Raw genomic sequence first — 17,439 nt, forward strand, 5'->3', positions numbered from 1 at the left:
TTGACGGGCGGGAGCCGGGGCTGCCGGACGCCCCGCCGGTGCGACGGGTTCAGCCCCCGGCAGGCCGGGCGGCGGCCCGCGGGAGCGGCGCTACGGCTCCTGCCCGGGCGGTTCAGCCTCCGACCGGGCTCTTGGCCGCCGAACCGCCCGCCGTCGTACCGCCCGCGGCCGCGCCACCGGCCGCCGGGCCGGAGCCGGTCCCCTTCCGGTCGCCCGCCCGCAGCACCCCGGCCCCCGCCACGAGGCCGAACGCCAGGGCGCTCACCACGCCGAAGGAGACCACCAGCGAGGTCGTCTCGGCCAGTGCGCCGATCGCCGAGGGGGCGATCAGGCTGGAGGTGTACGTGATGGTGGCGACGCCCGCGATGGCCTGGCTCGGGTTGGGCCCGCTGCGCCCGGCCGCGGCGAAGGCCAGCGGCACCACGACGGCCACGCCGAGCCCCAGCAGCCCGAAGCCGCCCATCGCCGCCGCGGGGGAGGGCGAGAACACCACGAGCAGCCCGCCCGCCGTGGCCAGCACCCCGCCCACCCGCACGGTCCGCACCGCACCGAACCGGTCCACGATCCGGTCCCCGGCGAGGCGCGCCACCGCCATCGTCAGGGCGAAGGCCGTGGTGGAGGCGGCGGCGACCCCGGCCGAGCTGCTCAGGACGTCCCGCAGGTAGACCGCCGACCAGTCCAGGCTGGCCCCCTCCGCGAAGACCGCGCAGAATCCGACGGCCCCGATGACCAGCGCCGACTTCGGCGGCAGGGTGAAGCGCGGCGGCGGCTCCTCGTCCGGCTCGCCGCGCAGGTCCAGCACGCCCCGGCAGGCGGCCAGTCCCAGAGCCGTCAGCACCAGCGCGGCCAGCGTGTGGTGGAGCCGGGCGTCGGCGCCGATGTGCGCGGCGACCGTGCCCGCGGCCGAGCCGATCAGCGCGCCCACGCTCCACATGCCGTGCAGCCCCGACATGATCGACTTGTCGAGGCGGTTCTCCACCTCCACGCCCAGGGCGTTCATCGCCACGTCGGACATCCCGGCGGTCGCCCCGTAGACGAAGAGGGCGGCGCAGAGCGTCAGCAGGTTCGGTGCCAGGGCGGGCAGGACCAGCGCCAGCGTCCACAGGGCCAGCAGCCCGCGCAGGGCGGTCCGGGCGCCGAACCGGTGGCTGATCCGGCCCGCCAGCGGCATCGCGATCGAGGCGCCGATCGCGGGGAAGGCCAGCGCCAGGCCGAGCTGGCCCGCGCTCACCCCGGCGTGTTCCTGGATCCACGGCACCCGGGTGGCGAAGCTGCCGGTCACCGCCCCGTGCACCGTGAAGACGGCGGCGACCGCGACCCGGGCCCGCTTCACCTGCTCCCTGCTGTGGACCGCCGCGGCGGTCGGTTCCTTGGTCATACGGGCTGTGCCCTTCCCCTGAGAGTGCCGCGTGCTTCGCGAGGCGGCCGGACTGCGTCGCGTAAACTATCAGGAACCTTGCCTGATAAATAGTTCTTTCGGTCGGCCCCTCTCCGCCGACCCGGGAAAGAGGCTCCGTCGTGGTCTGGAAGGATCCCGGTATGCCCGCATCACCGAGCACGGCTCGGGCCATCAACGACCGCCTCGCCCTGCAACTGCTCCAGCAGGAAGGTCCGTTGACGGCCGCACAGCTCAAGACCCTGACCGGTCTCTCCCGCCCGACCGTCGCGGACCTGGTCGAACGGCTCCGGGGAGCCGGTCTGATCCATGTCGTCGGCGAGTCCGGCGCCGTCCGCCGGGGACCCAACGCCAAGCTGTACGGGATCGTCGCCGACCGGGCCCACCTGGCCGCCCTCGACGTGCGCACCGGCAGCGTCTCCGTGGTCGTCGCGGACCTGCTGGGGACCACCCTCGCGGAGGCGGCTCTGCCCATCACCGAAGAGGCCGGGACCGGGCCCGCCGTCGAACAGGCCGTCGCCCTCCTGGAGCGCACGGCCCGCGAGGCGGGGTCCGTCCCCCTGCACAGCGTCGGCATCGGGGCCCCGGGCCTCATCGACCCGGCCACCGGCGAACTGCGCGACAGCTCCGGACTGCCCGCCTGGCACCGGGCCCTGGTCCGGGCCCTCCAGCAGCGGCTGCCGACGGCCGTCCTGGTGGAGAACGAGACCAACCTCGCCGCCGTCGCGGAGCACCGGGCCGGGGCCGCCCGGGACCGCGAGACCTTCGTCCTCATCTGGCTGGGCCAGGGCATCGGGGCCGCCGTGATGCTGGACGGCAGGCTGCGGCAGGGCGCCTCGGGGGGCGCGGGGGAGATCGGCTTCCTGCCGGTGCCCGGGGTGACCGGGCTGCCCTCGGCGGTCGACTGCGCGGGCGGCTTCTACTCCCTGGCCGGTTCGACGGCCCTCTGCGAACTCGCCGCCCGGCACGGCATCGAGCTGCCCGAGGGTTCGGCCCCCGACGCCATCGCCGCTGCGGCCGTACGGGGGGCACCGGCGGCGGGGGAGCGGGGGGAGCTCTTCCTGGACGAGTTGGCCGACCGGCTCGCCCTCGGGGCCGCGGCCGTGGTCTCGGTCCTGGACCCCGGCTGCGTCCTCCTGGCGGGTGCGGTCGGGCAGGCGGGCGGCGCCCCGCTCGCAGCCCGGGTCGAGGACCGGCTGGCCCGCATGTCCCCGCTGCGCACCGAGGTCCGGGCGGGCTCGCTGGGGGACGGGGCGGTGCTGCGCGGAGCGCTGCTCACCGCCCGGGACGCGGCCCAGGAGGCGCTGTTCGCGCCGGGGGGCTGAGGCGGCGGACGGCGCAACGGCGGCTCCACGAGCAGCCGGGCGGACGACAGCCGAGGCGGCACGGCCCGCGGGGCGTACGGCCGGCGCGTGCCGTACGGCACCGGGCACGGCCGACGACGGGTGAAGCCCCGGCAGAGGCTGCCGGGGCTTCACCCGCGGTGCGGGGAGGTCACGGAGGTGACGGGCTCACCTCCGTGCGGGGGCTAGCAGGCGCCCTGGTCCTTCCAGACGCCCCACTGGCCCGTGGTGCCGGGCTTCTCGCCCTTCGTCCACCACGAGGCCTTCCACTCGTGGCCGTCCTGGCTGACGACCGCGCCGCCCTGGTACTCGGTGCCCGCGTTCCACGCCGGGGCCGAGCAGGTGCCACCCGGCTGCGTCGGGGTCGGGGTCGGGGTCGGGGTCGGGGTCGGGGTGGGGGTGGGACCGGTCGGGTCCGGGGTCGGCGTCGGGTTGGTGCCGGTGCCGGGCTCGACCAGGGTGGTGCCGCGGGCCAGGTCACCGGCGAGGGCGTAGGACTTCCCGCCGAAGGTCACGGTCCAGTTGGACGGCGTGGAGGTGGGCAGGTAGTAGACGAAGTCCAGCTCCACCGAGGCGCCCGGTGCCAGGGTCTGCCAGGCCGGGAGCTTCAGGGAGACCCGGTTGTAGGGGCCCTTGAGCCCGCCGATGTTGTTGGCGGCGGTGTGGTCGCTGCGGATGATCGACGTACCGAAGCCGGACTGGTCCTTGGCGTTGGCCGGGGCGGAGGTGGCGTAGTCGAACTGGAACTCCGTGCCGCCGGGCAGCGTGGCCTGGGTGTTGTTGGTGATCTTCAGCTTGGGGCTGATCGGGTAGTTGGAGTCACCGAGGGCGAACTGGCCGAAGGAGACGTCGATGTTCACGGCCTGGGTGGGCAGGTCGACCGTGGAGCGCTTCGCGCCGTACGGGGCCGCCGTCTTGAAGGCGTCGTACATCGCGGTGGTCAGCGTGTCGCCGGTCTCGTACTGGCCCTTGGCCGCGTTCCACTGGTAGTCGCCCGCCAGCTCCCAGATCATCGTGCCGCCGATGCCCTGGTCGACCACGTAGTCGGCCTTGCGCTTCACCGACTGCTCGTCCTCGGTGGAGAGGAAGACCTTCTTCTGGGCGTTCCACAGCCACGGCGCGACCAGCGTCGAGTCGTAGTTGCGGACGTAGGTGCCGGTCAGCTGGGTGTTCGCGGGGAAGCCGTAGTCGGTGAGGTAGTCACCGACGATGCCCTTCTCCAGGTTCTTCGCGTGCCACATCGGGTTGGAACCGGCCGGTGCCTCCTGGCCGTTGTCGTCCTTGTCGTGCCACAGGTTGTCGATGCCGACCGCGCCGTCACCGCACTTGGTCAGACCGGAACCGGCCGGGCAGCTGGTCGCGGCGGCCTTGCCCCACAGGCCGTTGGTGCCGCCCTGGACGTTCTTGAAGCCGCGGGTGTAGTACGGCAGGCCGATGTTGATCCGGCCGGCCGGCATGGAGCCGCGGAAGTAGTGGTAGGCCCAGTCGGTGTTGAGGTAGCCGACACCGCCGTACTGCGAGGTGGTGTAGACGCCCGCCTGTGCCAGCTCGTTGTCCTTGCCGTCGTCGAAGAGCGAGGCGTTCGGGCCGACGTACTCGTTCCAGGCGCCGTGCAGGTCGTAGGACATGATGTTGACGTAGTCCAGGTACTTCTGCATCTGGTACGTCTCCATGCCCCGCAGCAGGTAGCCGGAGGACGGGGCGGCGACGGTCAGCAGGTAGTGCTTGCCGTCGGCGGCGCCCGCGCGGTCGAGCTTCTCGCGCAGGGTCTTCATGAGGACGTCGTAGCCCTTGACCAGGCCCGCGCGGCGGCCGTTGGCCAGCGCGTGGTCCATCGGGTTGCCCGCGTCCTTCATGGACGTGGCGTACTCGTAGTCGATGTCGACGCCGTTGAAGCCGTACTTGCGGACGAAGTCCACGGCCGAGTCGGAGAAGGTGTTGATGCCCGCCGTGTTGACCGAGCCGTCGGCGTTGGTGGCCATCGAGTAGAAGCCGCCGGAGTTGACGCGGTTGCCGTCCGGGCCGAAGTAGCCGCCGGTCTCGGCCCAGCCGCCCACGGAGACCAGGGTCTTCACGTCCGGGTACTGCTTCTTGTACTTCGTGAGCAGGTTGAAGTGCCCCTTGTAGGGCAGCGACGGGTCCATCTCGGCGCCTGCGACACCCGGCCAGGTCATGCCGGTGGAGGCGTTGTCGGGGCTGTCGGGCCCGACCGAGAGCTTGTTGGCGCTGTCGACGTGCGCGAAGGCGTAGTTGAGGTGGGTGACCTTGGTCCAGGGGATGTTCGGGACCAGGTAGGGGTCCCGGCCGTCCTTGCCGGTACGCCAGTTGGTGAAGTACCCGATGACGCGGCGCTGGTGGTCGTCGCCCATCTTCTCGCGGCCGTCGGTGTCGTAGACGGTGCAGTACGGGGTGTCGACGCCGGGGGTCTTGTACAGCCCGTCCGGGCGACAGGACTCGTGGTCGGTGGCGGCCGCCGACGGAGTGGCGGCGAGGGAGGTCATCAACAGGCCGGCGACGGCGGCGCCGGCGGCGAGGAGCGTGGCTCTCGCTCGGGTGGGGGACAGCATGTGGTCGTTCCTCCTGGGGAGGTCGGCAGAACACAACTGGCTAAGAAAGGGGGCGGGTCTGTCGGGGTCCCGGTGTGCGCACACCGTGGGACCGAACCTCGGAGGTGACGCAGAGATTAAGAGGACTAGACCAGTGCGTCAATAGGTCTGGACCTTTACGGCTCAACTTTCTGAATGACTACGTTGTCGACCGCGTGTCGCGTTCCGTGTCGACCTGTTCGCGCCCGTTGTCCGTGCGACCCGGCCCGCCGCTCCTGTGACCCAGCCCACAGGGATCACCCGCATGGCCGAGGGGTGTCCGTGGCAGACTGGTTCCGTACCAGTAGCAGCGCACTCCGGGGTCGGTGCAATTCCGAACCGGCGGTTATAGTCCGCGACCCGTCCGCAGCCAGCGGCCGGTTGACCAGGTGGGATTCCTGGACCGACGGTTAAAGTCCGGATGGGAGGCAGTGCGCGGCGGTTCGTCATCGGGTACGCCGCCGTCGGCGGACGCATGGCCGGGTTTCGCCGGACCCCTGCGTCCTCTCTTCGGTTTGCGGCGTTTCTCCTGGTGAGCCGCTTCATCTGTCGTCATCGACAGGCCCCGGAGTCCGTGCCCGAAGAGGCAGGAGGACCCGGTGGCCACCGCAGCCGACATCACCGCCATGGGCCGAGCGATCGCGCTCGCCGCCCGCGGTCTCGGCTCCACCAGCCCCAATCCGGTCGTCGGGTGTGTGATCACCGACGCCTCCGGAGCCATGGTCGGCGACGGCTTCCACCAGCGAGCCGGAGAGCCGCACGCCGAGGTCCACGCCCTGCGCGCGGCCGGCGGACGGGCCCGGGGCGGCACCGCCTACGTCACCCTCGAACCCTGCAACCACACCGGCCGCACCGGCCCCTGCGCCCAGGCTCTCCTGGCCGCCGGGATCAGCCGCGTCGTCTACGCGGTCGGCGACCCGAACCCGCAGGCCACCGGGGGTGCCGACACCCTGCGCGCGGCCGGGATCGAGGTCGAGCAGGGGCTCCTCGCCGCCGAGGCCGAGGCGGGGAACGCCGCCTGGCTCACCTCGGTGCGCCTGGGTCGCCCGTACGTCCTCTGGAAGTACGCCGCCACCCTCGACGGCCGCATCGCCGCCGCCGACGCCACCAGCCGCTGGATCACCTCGCCCGAGGCCCGCGCCGACGTGCACCGGCTCCGTGCCGAGGCCGACGCGGTGATCGTGGGCTCCGGCACCGCCCGCGCCGACGACCCCCAGCTCGGCGTCCGCGGCATCGACGGCGCCACCCAGCCCCTGAGGGTCGTCGTCGACACGAACGCCACGGCCGTGAAGCCCGGCGCCCGGGTCCTCGACGACACCGCGCCCACCCTGATCGCGGTCGCCGAGGACGCCCCGGCGGGCCACCTCCCCGAGGGCACCGTCCTGCGGTTGCCCCGCGCCGCCACCGGCCCCGGCCTGGACCTGGACGCCCTCCTCACCGCCCTGCACGGGCGCGGCGTCCGCTCCGTACTCCTCGAAGGCGGACCCACTCTCGCCGGTGCCTTCGTCGCCGCGGGAAAGGTCGACAAGCTCGTCGGCTATCTCGCCCCGGTCCTGCTCGGGGCCGGCCCCGCCGCCCTCGGTGACGCCGGAGTCACCACGATCGCGCAGGCGTTGCGCCTCGAAGTGACCGAAACCGTTCCGATCGGCCCCGATCTGCGCATCACCGCCGCCCCCGCCCCTGCTCGGAAGGGAAACTGAGTGTTCACCGGAATTGTCGAAGAACTGGGTGAGGTCACCGCCGTCGAGCAGCTCGCCGACGCCTCCCGCTTCCGGCTGCGCGGCCCCCTCGTCACCGAGGGTGCGAAGCACGGCGACTCCATCGCGGTGAACGGCGTCTGCCTCACCGTGGTGGAGACCGGCGAGGGCGAGTTCACCGCCGACGTGATGGCGGAGACCCTCAAGCGCTCCAGCCTCGGCGCCCTCACCACCGGCTCCCGCGTCAACCTGGAGCGACCGATGGCGCTCGGCGGACGGCTCGGCGGACACATCGTCCAGGGGCATGTGGACGGCACCGGCACCATCGTGGAGCGCACCCCCTCCGAGCACTGGGAGATCGTCAAGGTCTCCCTGCCGCCCGAGCTGACCCGGTACGTCGTCGAGAAGGGCTCCATCACCGTCGACGGCGTCAGCCTCACCGTCGTCGAGGCGGCGCAGGACTACTTCACCATCAGCCTCATCCCCACCACCCTCGCCCTGACCACGCTCGGCCACAAGCAGCCCGGCGACCCGGTCAACCTGGAGGTGGACGTGATCGCCAAGTACGTCGAGCGGCTGCTGGGCGACCGGTCCGGATCCGTACAGGGCCCGCTGAGCGACCAGACCGGGCAGGACCCGCTGCCGGGAAGCGACCGGGCCGGGCAGGACCCGCGATGAACGCTGTCGCCTGGCTCAACTCCGAGGCCTTCACCGTCTTCGGCCAGCACATCAAGTGGGCCGACATGATCGGCAACCTCATCGGTCTGACCGCTCTGGCCCTCGGCTGGCGGCGCTCCATCTGGACCTGGCCCGCCCAGCTCCTCGCCGGTGCCATCCTGCTGGTCGCCTTCGCCTCCGCCCACCTCTCCGGCAGCGCGGGCAAGCAGTTGGTCGTCATCGTCGTCGCCCTGTGGGGCTGGTGGTCCTGGAACCGGGGCAAACGGCAGGCACAGGACGGCTCCATCGCCGTCCGCTTCGCCAGCTGGCGCGAGCGCGGGGTGCTGATCGGCGGGGCGGCCCTGGGCACCCTCGCCGTCGGCGGCCTGTTCACCGCCTTCCCCTCGCTCTCCTGGGACCCGTGGCCGGACGCGTACATCTTCGTCGGCACCATCGTCGCGATGTACGCCCAGGCCCGGGGCCTGGTCGAGTTCTGGTTCGCCTGGCTCCTGGTCGACCTGGTCGGCGTCCCCCTGAACTTCGCCAACGGCTTCGCCTTCTCCGGCTTCGTCTACATCATCTACGGCGCCCTCGTCCTGTGGGGCATGCGCGACTGGTGGCTGCGTACGCGGACACCCGCTCTGGAAGGAGCCACGGCATGACTGCCCAGCCCACCTGGCTGCACCCCGGCCACGACCCGCTCTCCGAGGACCTCGCCCTGGACCCCGTCGAGCAGGCCGTCCGTGACATCGCCGCGGGCCGCCCCGTCGTCGTCGTGGACGACGAGGACCGCGAGAACGAGGGCGACCTCGTCATCGCCGCCGAGATGGCCACCCCCGAGATCATCGCCTTCATGATGAGCGAGTGCCGCGGCCTGATCTGCGCGCCCATGGAGAGCGACGAACTGGAGCGGCTCGAACTCCCGCAGATGGTCACCGACAACACCGAGTCGATGCAGACCGCCTTCACCGTCTCCGTCGACGCCTCCGCCGCCCACGGTGTCACCACCGGCATCTCCGCCGCCGACCGCGCCACCACCCTCAGGATGCTCGCGGGCGGCACCGCCGGACCCGGCGACTTCGTCCGCCCCGGCCACATCTTCCCGCTGCGCGCCCGCTCCGGCGGCGTCCTCGTCCGCAACGGCCACACCGAGGCCGCCGTCGACCTCGCCCGGCTCGCGGGCCTGCGCCCGGCCGGGGCCATCGTGGAGATCGCGGGGGAGGACGGCACCATGCTGCGCCTGCCCGAGCTGGTCCCCTTCGCCCGCAAGCACGGGCTGACGATCATCTCCATCGAGGACCTGATCGCCTACCGCCGCAGCGCCGAGCCCACCGTCCGCCGCGAGGCCGCCACCCGGCTGCCCACCCAGTTCGGCGACTTCACCGCCTACGGCTACCGCTCCACCGTCGACGGCGTCGAGCACGTCGCCCTCGTCCACGGCGCTGTCACCGAGAACGACGGCGAGGACGTCCTCGTCCGCATCCACTCCGAGTGCCTGACCGGCGACATCTTCCAGTCCCAGCGCTGCGACTGCGGCCCCCAGCTGCACGCCTCCATGCGGCGCATCACCGAGGAGGGCCGGGGCGTCGTCGTCTACCTCCGCGGCCACGAGGGGCGCGGCATCGGCCTGCTCTCCAAGCTCCGCGCGTACGAGCTCCAGGAGCGCGGCGCGGACACCCTCGACGCCAACCTGGAGCTGGGCCTGCCCGCCGACGCCCGCGACTACGCGGCCGGCGCTCAGATCCTCAAGGACCTCGGCGTACGCAGCCTCCGGCTGATGACCAACAACCCCGAGAAGACCGACGCCGTGCTGCGCCACGGACTCGCCGTCACCGGCCGGGAACCCATGCCCGTCCAGGCCGGCGAGCACAATCTGCGCTACCTGCGCACCAAGCGCGACCGCATGGGCCACGACCTCCCCTGGCTCGACAGCGCCCCCGCGTCGCCCTGCGCCAACCAGTAACGACCGACCGACCACGTCCACGCAACGAGCTTCAGGAGAACCATGAGCGGCAAGGGTGCACCCGAACTGTCCGTACGCAACTGCGCCGACCTGCGGGTGGCCGTCATCGCGGCCCAGTGGCACGAGCAGGTCATGGACGGCCTCGTCGACGGCGCCCTGCGCGCCCTGCACGAGCTGGGCATCGACGAGCCGACGCTGCTCCGCGTCCCCGGCTCCTTCGAGCTGCCCGTCGTCGCCAAGGTGCTCGCCGGACGCGGCTACGACGCGATCGTCGCGCTCGGCGTGATCATCCGGGGCGGCACCCCCCACTTCGAGTACGTCTCCCAGGGCGTCACCGTCGGCCTCACCCAGGTCACCGTCGACACCGGCGTCCCCGTCGGCTTCGGCGTACTGACGTGCGACACCGAGGAGCAGGCGCTCGACCGGGCGGGGCTCGAAGGGTCCAACGAGGACAAGGGGCACGAAGCGGTCACCGCCGCCGTGGCCACCGCCGCCACGCTGCGGACCGTCAGCGAACCCTGGCGCTGAGTGCCCTGCGGCGACCCCGTATTCTGAGGACCATCATGGGACACAAAACCTTCGAAGAGCTCTTCGCCGAGCTCCAGCTCAAGGCCGCCGAAGGCGACCCCTCCACCTCGCGCACCGCCGAACTGGTGGACAAGGGCGTCCATGCCATCGGCAAGAAGGTCGTCGAGGAGGCCGCCGAGGTCTGGATGGCCGCCGAGTACGAGGGCAAGGAAGCCGCCGCCGAGGAGATCTCCCAGTTGCTGTACCACGTCCAGGTGATGATGGTCGCCCGCGGGATCTCGCTCGACGACGTCTACGCCCATCTCTGAGCACATCCCGAGCACCGCACGTCACAGCCCCTTCTTTCTCCCTCCGCACAAAGGAACCTGACCTCATGCTGCGCATCGCCGTCCCCAACAAGGGTGCACTCTCCGGCTCTGCGATGGCCATGCTCCATGAGGCCGGGTACCAGCAGCGCAAGGAGTCCAAGGAGCTGGTCCTGGTCGACCCCTCGAACGAGGTCGAGTTCTTCTACCTCCGCCCCCGGGACATCGCGATCTACGTCAGCTCCGGCCGGCTCGACATCGGCATCACCGGCCGGGACCTGCTCCTGGACTCCGGCGCCGACGCCGAGGAGATCCTCCAGCTCGGCTTCGCCCGCTCCACCTTCCGTTACGCCACCAAGCCCGGCACCGCCGCGGGCCCGCAGGACTTCGACGGCATGACGATCGCCACCTCCTACGAGGGCATCGTCGCCGCCCACCTCAAGGAGTCCGGCGTCCAGGCGTCCATCGTCCACCTCGACGGCGCGGTCGAGACCGCCATCGAGCTGGGCGTGGCCCAGATCATCGCGGACGTCGTCGAGACCGGCACCAGCATGCGCAACGCCGGACTCGAAGTGATCGGCGACCCGATCATGACCTCCGAGGCCGTCGTCATCCGCCGCAACGGCGCCCCCGCCGACGACCCCAAGGTCCAGCAGTTCCTCCGCCGCCTCCAGGGCGTCCTGGTCGCCCGGTCCTACGTGATGATGGACTACGACTGCCGCGTCGAGCACCTGGAGCGCGCCGTCGCCCTCACCCCCGGCCTGGAGTCCCCGACCATCTCCCCGCTGCACCACGAGGGCTGGGTCGCCGTCCGCTCCATGGTCGCCGCCAAGGAGGCCCAGCGGATCATGGACGACCTGTACGAGCTGGGCGCCCGTGCCATCCTCACCACGTCCATCCACGCCTGCCGCCTCTGAGCGCCCCGGCGTCCCCCGGGGCGCCCTGCGGCCACCGCACACCCCGCGAGAGAAGATCCGATGTCCGCGCCCCGGCCCGAAGCCCCCGCCCTCCCGGTCACCTTCCGGCCCACCCTCACCCGGGTGGTCCTGCTGAGCGTGGGACTGGCGATGTTCCTCGTCATCACCGTCGTCGCGCTGATGCTGGAGCGGCTCAACGTGGCGGAGCGGATCAGCTTCGTCTTCGTCGCGGCGCTCTTCTTCGGCGTCCTGGCCCTGCTCAGCAGGCCCAGGGTGACAGCCGACGAGGCCGGGGTCACCGTCGTCAACCTCACCCGGAGCCGCAGGCTGGCTTGGGAGGAGATCCTCCGCGTCAACCTGCGCTCCGGCGACCCCTGGGTCTTCCTCGACCTCAGCGACGGCACCAGTCTGCCCGCCCTCGGCATCCAGCCGGGCATGGCCAAGCAGCAGGCCATCCGCGACGCCCGCGCCCTGCGGGCCCTCGTGGAGTCCCGCTCGGGCGGCGACGGCCCCCGCTGACGGCAGGGGCGCCTCAGACCCCGCCCGGCTCCTGCTGCCCCCGGCCCACCGGGCCGCGCCCGGACAGCACCTCACCGTACGCCTGCATCAGGTCCGGCAGCCGCAGCGTGGACAGGTCCTCCCGGCTCAGCGCCCCGCTGTACCCGGAGAGCCGCAGATCGCGGTAGGCGCAGCTCTTCTCGTACAGCGTGCGCAGGAAGCGGCCGTTGCCCAGCTCGTCGATCCATCCCTGGTCCACCACGTGGCCGCTGATGGAGCGCAGCTCGTCGACCGCCTCCTCGTCCCACACGTCGTCGTTCTCGGCGGCCAGCACGCTCCCGATCGCGGTGAGTTCGCGTGGGCGGTAGCTGGGGAAGTCGACCCGGGTGGTGAAGCGGGAGGAGAGCCCCGGGTTGGTGGCGAGGAGCCGGTCCATGCCCTCCGGGTACCCCGCGAGGATGACGACGAGGTGGTCCCGGTTGTCCTCGGCCCGCTTCAACAGGACCTGGAGGGCCTCGTCACCGTACGCGTCCCCCTTGCTGTAGCCGGAGTTGGCCAGACTGTACGCCTCGTCGACGAAGAGCACCCCGCCGAGCGCCGAGTCGATCAGCTCATTGGCCTTCACTGCCGTCTGCCCCAGGAACTCGCCCACCAGATCGGAGCGTTGGGCCTCGATCAGATGGTCGCCGCCGAGCAGCCCCAGCGCGTAGAAGACCCGCCCCAGGATCCGCGCCACCGTCGTCTTGCCCGTGCCGGACGGGCCGGAGAAGACGAAGTGCCTCTTCGGCGGCTGGACCGGGAGCCCCTGCTCGGCCCGGAGCCGGGCCATGTTCAGCTGCGCGGAGAGCGCGTTCACCTGCCGCTTCACGGGCTCCAGACCGACCATCCGCTCCAGCTGGGCCAGCGCCTCGGCCAGCAGGACGGGATCGGTCGGTCCGGCCGGGAAGGGCGGTGGCTTCCGGGTCCGCGTGCGGCGTAACCCCTCGACCGGGGCGACCGGAGATGGCTCCGGCCCTTCGTCGAGCAGCCCGGCCTCCCCGACCGGCCAGGGCTCGCGGCCGTCCGCCGGCTCCGTCCCCAGCGGGATGTCGCCGTCCGGGAGCACCTCCGCCCCCGCGCCACCGGAGCCCTCCGAGCCGATGCCGGTCAGCAGTACGGCGGCCAGATCGGCGGAGTCGTCGTAGCCGTCGCCCTCCGAGATCGCCGCCAGCCGGGCCGAGGTGTCCATGAACGCCGGATCGACCCGGTGCACCGCCCGGTAGAGCGGCAGGGCCGCCGCACTGCGCCCGGTCCCCTCGTGGGCCCGCGCCAGCCAGTAGCGCAGCTCCTTGCGCTGCGGCTGCTCGCTGCGACAGCGCATCAGCGCGGCCGCGAGCAGCGGCTCGGCCTGCCCGTACATCTCCAGCCGCACCCGGGCCATCCCGCCGAAGAGCCCGGCCTCGATGCCCAGCATCGGATCGTCGACGAGCTGCTCGGTGTACCGCACGAGCTGCTCCCAGTCCTTGACCAGATACGAGCGGCAGGCGTGCAGGAACCGTACCTGCGGGTCCGCGTCCACCGGCGGCAGCCCCGCCAACGCCCGGTCCAGCTCCGGCACATGGCGCCCGTCCAGCCAGTGCGAGGCGTGCGCGAGCAGCAGGTCGCGCGGGCTCTCCAACAGCGGCTGCACCCACCAGCCCAGCCAGTACCAGGAGTTGAGCGGGCGGCGGTGCCGGGCCCGCTGCTCGCCGAAGCGGTCGCGGTGCCGGTACATGCGCAGGAGCGCGGTGGCGGTGTCGATGCGCAGCGCGTGGAGGCCGAGCCACGCGTCCGCCATGCCGGGATCGATCCGTACCGCAGCTCTGAACTCCTCCTCGGCCTGCGGGTAGGCGCCCATCGTGTAGGCGTCCATGCCGCGCAGCCAGGCGAGGTCGGCGGGGGCCTGTGCGCCCTGTGTGCCGATGTCCATCAGGTCCCCCACGCCAACTGTTCCCCCAGGATGTCCCGCCCGCACAGCATGCCCACCGGAGCACGCCGAATCACTGCGCGGGGGAGGGGAATTGACCACACCGAGGTGCATCGTACCCGCGCAGGTGGGAGCGGGTCGGTCAACGGCGGATCATGCGGGCGGTGACCGAGGGTGAGCGTATCGCTCTGTGTGGTCGCCGGGCGGCGGTGCGCGCACAGGACGAAGCCCCCGGTCACGGGGGAACAACCGGGGGCTTCGCATCTGTGGGGGCTCCGAAAAGCCGCACAATGAGAACGTAAGACCAGTAAGGGCCCCCGGTCAAGCGGAGTTGGGGCACTTCCGGGTCGACTTCCGACTGGTCAGTATGGAGGGGGTGTCTGCCTACCCTCGGTGACGAAACGATTCACTCCCGCGGTCGCACGGGGTCCCTCCGCCCACACGTATCCCTCGGGCACCTGGCGTACCAGCACATCGGCGTACGGGCGGGACGGGTCGGCGGCGAAGTGCCGCTCCTCCGCGGCCGTCCAGCCGTCCCAGAACTCCGTGAGCCCGGAGCCGTCCCGCGCCCGGCCGCGCCCCCAGGACTCCGCCGGCCCCAGGTCCATCCAGCAGAGCGCCGCCAGCCACGGCCGCACCGCCCGGCGCCCCGCTCCGACGCCCTCCACCAGGACCACCGGGGCCGCCTCCAGCGTCCGCGCCGGGCCGAAGCGGCGCCCGGTCCAGTCGTACGGGGTGTACCGGGCGTCCTCCCCGCGCGCGAGCGGCCGCAGCACCTGGTCCCGCAGCCGCCCCGTCCAGCCGAACAGCTCCTCGTGGGTGGCGAGATCGTCCAGATGGAGCACCGGCGCACCACCGAGCGCCGCCGCCAGCCGCCCGGCGAACGTGCTCTTCCCGGACCCCGCGTGCCCGTCCACCGCGACGAGCCGGACCGGCCCGCAGGAGGCGGGCAGCGAGCGCAGGGTGTCGGCATGGCGGGCCAGGTCGTCCATGACCCCAGCGTACGGGCCCCGCCCCGGCGTCCCGCCCGCGTGGAACCGGCCCGCCGCAGGTCACGCCAGTGGTCGAGACCAATAGTGGTGACACTCGGGACGGCGGAGGCAGTTTGACGACGCCCCCGCCCCGGGAACCGCCATAGTTGGCGCGCCACATGGCGGCGCACAGCACCACCCACCCGGCGGGCCGCTCGCGGCCCGCTCCCACCCACGACCCGGGGGTCTCGTCCATGACCAGTCCGACCACGCGCAGAACCGTCCTGACCGCCGCACTCGTGGCGGCGGCCGGAGCGGGCACCGCGGCCGCCGCCGTCCCCGCCTCGGCCGCACCGGCACCGGCGCCCGCCCCTCCCCGGCCCTCCGCCCCGCGACCGGCCGCCCCCCTCGTGGACAACCGCTTCTGGCACACGTACACCGACTGGCGCCACGGCTCCGGCGACGGCACCCGGGTCCTCCCGGGCACCCGCCCCGGTCTGGCCATCGCCGACCCCGCCGACCGCACCGACTACACCGACCCGCACACCGGGGAGACGGCCGCCTGGGAGTACGCCACCTGGACCTCGCCCGCCCACCGCTGCGCCGTCCCCGCCACCGAGCTGATCACCTCCTGGAACGCCCGCACGCCCGCGGGCACCTGGATCGCGGTGGAGCTGAGCGCCACCTACGCCGACTCCACCACCACCCCCTGGTTCGTGATGGGCCGCTGGGCCTCGGGCGACGGCGACATCCGCCGCACCTCGGTGGACGACCAGGGGGACGCGCACAGCTCGGTGTGGACCGACGCACTCTCGGTGGACGACGCGTCGACCGGTGTGCGGTTCACCTCGTACCGCATCCGCGTCACCCTCTACCGCACCCCCGGCAGCCGCCTCACCCCGACCGTCTGGCGGGTCGGCGCGATGGCGTCCGCCGTCCCCGACCGCTTCGAGGTCCCGGCGTCCGCCCCGGCCCACTCCCGCGAACTGCGGGTCCCGCGCTACTCCCAGAACGTCCACGTCGGCCAGTACCCGGAGTACGACAACGGAGGCCAGGCCTGGTGCAGCCCCACCTCCTCGCAGATGATCATCGAGTACTGGGGCCGCAAGCCCACCGCCGAGGACCTCGCCTGGGTCCGGCCGGGCCTGCCCGACCCCCAGGTCTGCCACGCCGCCCGCTTCACCTACGACTACCAGTACGGCGGCTGCGGCAACTGGCCCTTCAACGCCGCCTACGCCGCCACCTACCGGGACCTGAACGCGGTCGTCACCCGGCTCGGCACGCTCACCGACCTGGAACGGCTGGTGCGCGCCGGAATCCCCGTCATCACCTCGCAGTCCTTCCTGGAGGAGGAGCTGACCGGCGCCGGCTACGGCACGGCGGGCCACCTGATGACGGTGGTCGGCTTCACCCCCACCGGCGACGTGGTCGCCAACGACCCCGCGTCCCCGGACAACCCGGCGGTCCGCCGCGTCTACCGCCGCCGGGAATTCGAGAACATCTGGCTCCGCACCAAGCGTTACGACGCGACCGGCCGGGTCAGGAGCGGTTCGGGCGGGGTCTGCTACGTCTTCTGGCCCCAGGACCCGACACCGGCCCAGCGGCTCGTGCTCCGCTCGCTGGGACTCCTGTGACCCACCGGGCCCGGCGGGGGAGCCACGCCACGCCGGGCCCGGCCCGGACAACGGGGACAACCGGGGGCAACACGTCGCCGGCACCGGGGAGTTACGGGCGTTGCGCTACGTTGACGGGGTGACCGACATCGAATCGCGCATCGACACGTCCCGGCCGCACACCGCCCGGATATGGAACTACTGGACCGGCGGCAAGGACAACTACCCGGTGGACCGGGAAGCCGGCGACCGGATCGGTGAACTGCACCCCGGCATCGGGGAGTACGCGAAGGCGGACCGGCTCTTCCTGGGGCGTGCCGTGCGGTATCTGGCCCAGGAGCAGGGCATCCGGCAGTTCCTGGACATCGGTACGGGGCTGCCGAGCGCGGACAACACGCACGAGGTCGCCCAGCGCGTCGCTCCCGACGCCCGGGTCGTGTACGTGGACAACGACCCGCTCGTCCTCGCGCACGCCCGGGCCCTGCTGGTCGGCACGCCCGAGGGGCGGACGGACTACCTGGACGCCGATCTGCGGGACATCGACACGATCCTGTCGGCCGCGGCGAAGACGCTCGACCTCTCGCAGCCGGTCGCCCTGATGCTGCTCGGCGTCGTCATCTTCATCGAGGACGACGAGGAGTCGTACGCCATCGTCCGCCGGCTCATGGACGCGCTCGCCCCCGGCAGCCACCTCGTCCTCTCCCACACGGTCACCCACCCCGACATGCCGGACGTCGACGAGGCGGTGGCGTTCTGGAACGAGCACGGCACCCCGAAGCTCACCCAGCGGACCCCCGCGGCGGTCGCGCGCTACTTCGACGGCCTGGAGCTGCTGGAGCCCGGGGTGGTCTCCTGCTCCGCGTGGCGGCCGGAGACCCCGGGCGCGGATGTGGCGATGTACGCGGGCGTCGCCCGTAAATGAGTGAGGCGGGGGCCGCCCGGCCGGAGTGATCCGGGCCGGGGGGGGGCCAGCCCCGCCCTCCTCCCCACCCCAACTCCCCCCCCCACATCGCCGTAGGGA

At 72.3% G+C, this 17,439-nt stretch carries 15 protein-coding genes and 1 riboswitch; of the genes, 11 read left to right on the plus strand and 4 right to left on the minus strand.

Going from position 1 to position 17,439, the window contains the following annotated elements; genetic code table 11:
• Window positions 1–112 precede the first annotated feature (112 nt).
• Entirely contained in the window at window positions 113–1,378 is a 1,266-nt protein-coding gene (locus AC0682_RS01810; RefSeq protein WP_478530461.1) for an MFS transporter, read from the minus strand.
• Between the two features lie 161 nt (window positions 1,379–1,539).
• Between AC0682_RS01810 and AC0682_RS01815 the strand changes: the two genes are divergently transcribed.
• Window positions 1,540–2,721, plus strand: a complete 1,182-nt coding sequence (locus AC0682_RS01815) for an ROK family transcriptional regulator (protein WP_478530462.1) — start codon at window positions 1,540–1,542, stop codon at window positions 2,719–2,721.
• Between the two features lie 203 nt (window positions 2,722–2,924).
• Here the strand turns inward: AC0682_RS01815 and AC0682_RS01820 are convergent, their stop codons facing one another.
• Window positions 2,925–5,306 (minus strand): chitinase C-terminal domain-containing protein, encoded by a 2,382-nt coding sequence (locus AC0682_RS01820; RefSeq protein ID WP_478530463.1) that lies wholly within the window; start codon window positions 5,304–5,306, stop codon window positions 2,925–2,927.
• A 326-nt stretch (window positions 5,307–5,632) separates the two neighbouring features.
• Window positions 5,633–5,763: riboswitch (FMN riboswitch) on the plus strand.
• 160 nt (window positions 5,764–5,923) lie between these two features.
• Here AC0682_RS01820 and ribD point away from each other — a divergent pair.
• The 8 genes from ribD to AC0682_RS01860 all read left to right on the plus strand — a co-directional run bounded on the left by ribD (window position 5,924) and on the right by AC0682_RS01860 (window position 11,910).
• Window positions 5,924–7,024, plus strand: a complete 1,101-nt coding sequence (gene ribD / locus AC0682_RS01825; protein ID WP_478530464.1) for a bifunctional diaminohydroxyphosphoribosylaminopyrimidine deaminase/5-amino-6-(5-phosphoribosylamino)uracil reductase RibD — start codon at window positions 5,924–5,926, stop codon at window positions 7,022–7,024.
• Window positions 7,025–7,699 (plus strand): riboflavin synthase, encoded by a 675-nt coding sequence (locus AC0682_RS01830; protein ID WP_254813019.1) that lies wholly within the window; start codon window positions 7,025–7,027, stop codon window positions 7,697–7,699.
• Complete coding sequence (locus AC0682_RS01835) at window positions 7,696–8,340, plus strand: nicotinamide mononucleotide transporter family protein (protein ID WP_254813020.1); 645 nt, start codon at window positions 7,696–7,698, stop codon at window positions 8,338–8,340. The genes AC0682_RS01830 and AC0682_RS01835 overlap by 4 nt, the downstream gene beginning before the upstream one ends.
• Complete coding sequence (locus AC0682_RS01840; RefSeq protein WP_254813021.1) at window positions 8,337–9,641, plus strand: bifunctional 3,4-dihydroxy-2-butanone-4-phosphate synthase/GTP cyclohydrolase II; 1,305 nt, start codon at window positions 8,337–8,339, stop codon at window positions 9,639–9,641. Before AC0682_RS01835 ends, AC0682_RS01840 begins: the two co-directional genes overlap by 4 nt.
• 42 nt (window positions 9,642–9,683) lie before the next feature.
• Entirely contained in the window at window positions 9,684–10,169 is a 486-nt protein-coding gene (gene ribH / locus AC0682_RS01845) for a 6,7-dimethyl-8-ribityllumazine synthase (protein ID WP_028419750.1), read from the plus strand.
• 35 nt (window positions 10,170–10,204) lie between these two features.
• Complete coding sequence (locus AC0682_RS01850; RefSeq protein ID WP_161268897.1) at window positions 10,205–10,477, plus strand: phosphoribosyl-ATP diphosphatase; 273 nt, start codon at window positions 10,205–10,207, stop codon at window positions 10,475–10,477.
• Between the two features lie 65 nt (window positions 10,478–10,542).
• The gene (hisG, locus tag AC0682_RS01855; RefSeq protein WP_478530465.1) at window positions 10,543–11,391 is read left to right on the plus strand and encodes an ATP phosphoribosyltransferase; all 849 of its coding nucleotides are present in this window, start codon (window positions 10,543–10,545) and stop codon (window positions 11,389–11,391) included.
• A 60-nt stretch (window positions 11,392–11,451) separates the two neighbouring features.
• Window positions 11,452–11,910 (plus strand): PH domain-containing protein, encoded by a 459-nt coding sequence (locus AC0682_RS01860; protein ID WP_478530466.1) that lies wholly within the window; start codon window positions 11,452–11,454, stop codon window positions 11,908–11,910.
• 13 nt (window positions 11,911–11,923) lie between these two features.
• Here the strand turns inward: AC0682_RS01860 and AC0682_RS01865 are convergent, their stop codons facing one another.
• Together AC0682_RS01865 and AC0682_RS01870 are read right to left on the minus strand one after the other, a co-directional pair.
• The gene (locus AC0682_RS01865; protein ID WP_254813024.1) at window positions 11,924–13,837 is read right to left on the minus strand and encodes an AAA family ATPase; all 1,914 of its coding nucleotides are present in this window, start codon (window positions 13,835–13,837) and stop codon (window positions 11,924–11,926) included.
• Between the two features lie 359 nt (window positions 13,838–14,196).
• A complete protein-coding gene (locus AC0682_RS01870) occupies window positions 14,197–14,826 on the minus strand; it encodes a uridine kinase family protein (protein ID WP_478530467.1) in 630 nt (209 codons plus the stop codon).
• 233 nt (window positions 14,827–15,059) lie between these two features.
• Between AC0682_RS01870 and AC0682_RS01875 the strand changes: the two genes are divergently transcribed.
• Window positions 15,060–16,439, plus strand: a complete 1,380-nt coding sequence (locus tag AC0682_RS01875; protein WP_478530468.1) for a peptidase C39 family protein — start codon at window positions 15,060–15,062, stop codon at window positions 16,437–16,439.
• Between the two features lie 118 nt (window positions 16,440–16,557).
• A complete protein-coding gene (locus AC0682_RS01880) occupies window positions 16,558–17,340 on the plus strand; it encodes an SAM-dependent methyltransferase (protein ID WP_478530469.1) in 783 nt (260 codons plus the stop codon).
• Window positions 17,341–17,439: the final 99 nt, after the last annotated feature.

The organism is Streptomyces sp. NPDC043746, assembly GCF_056436485.1.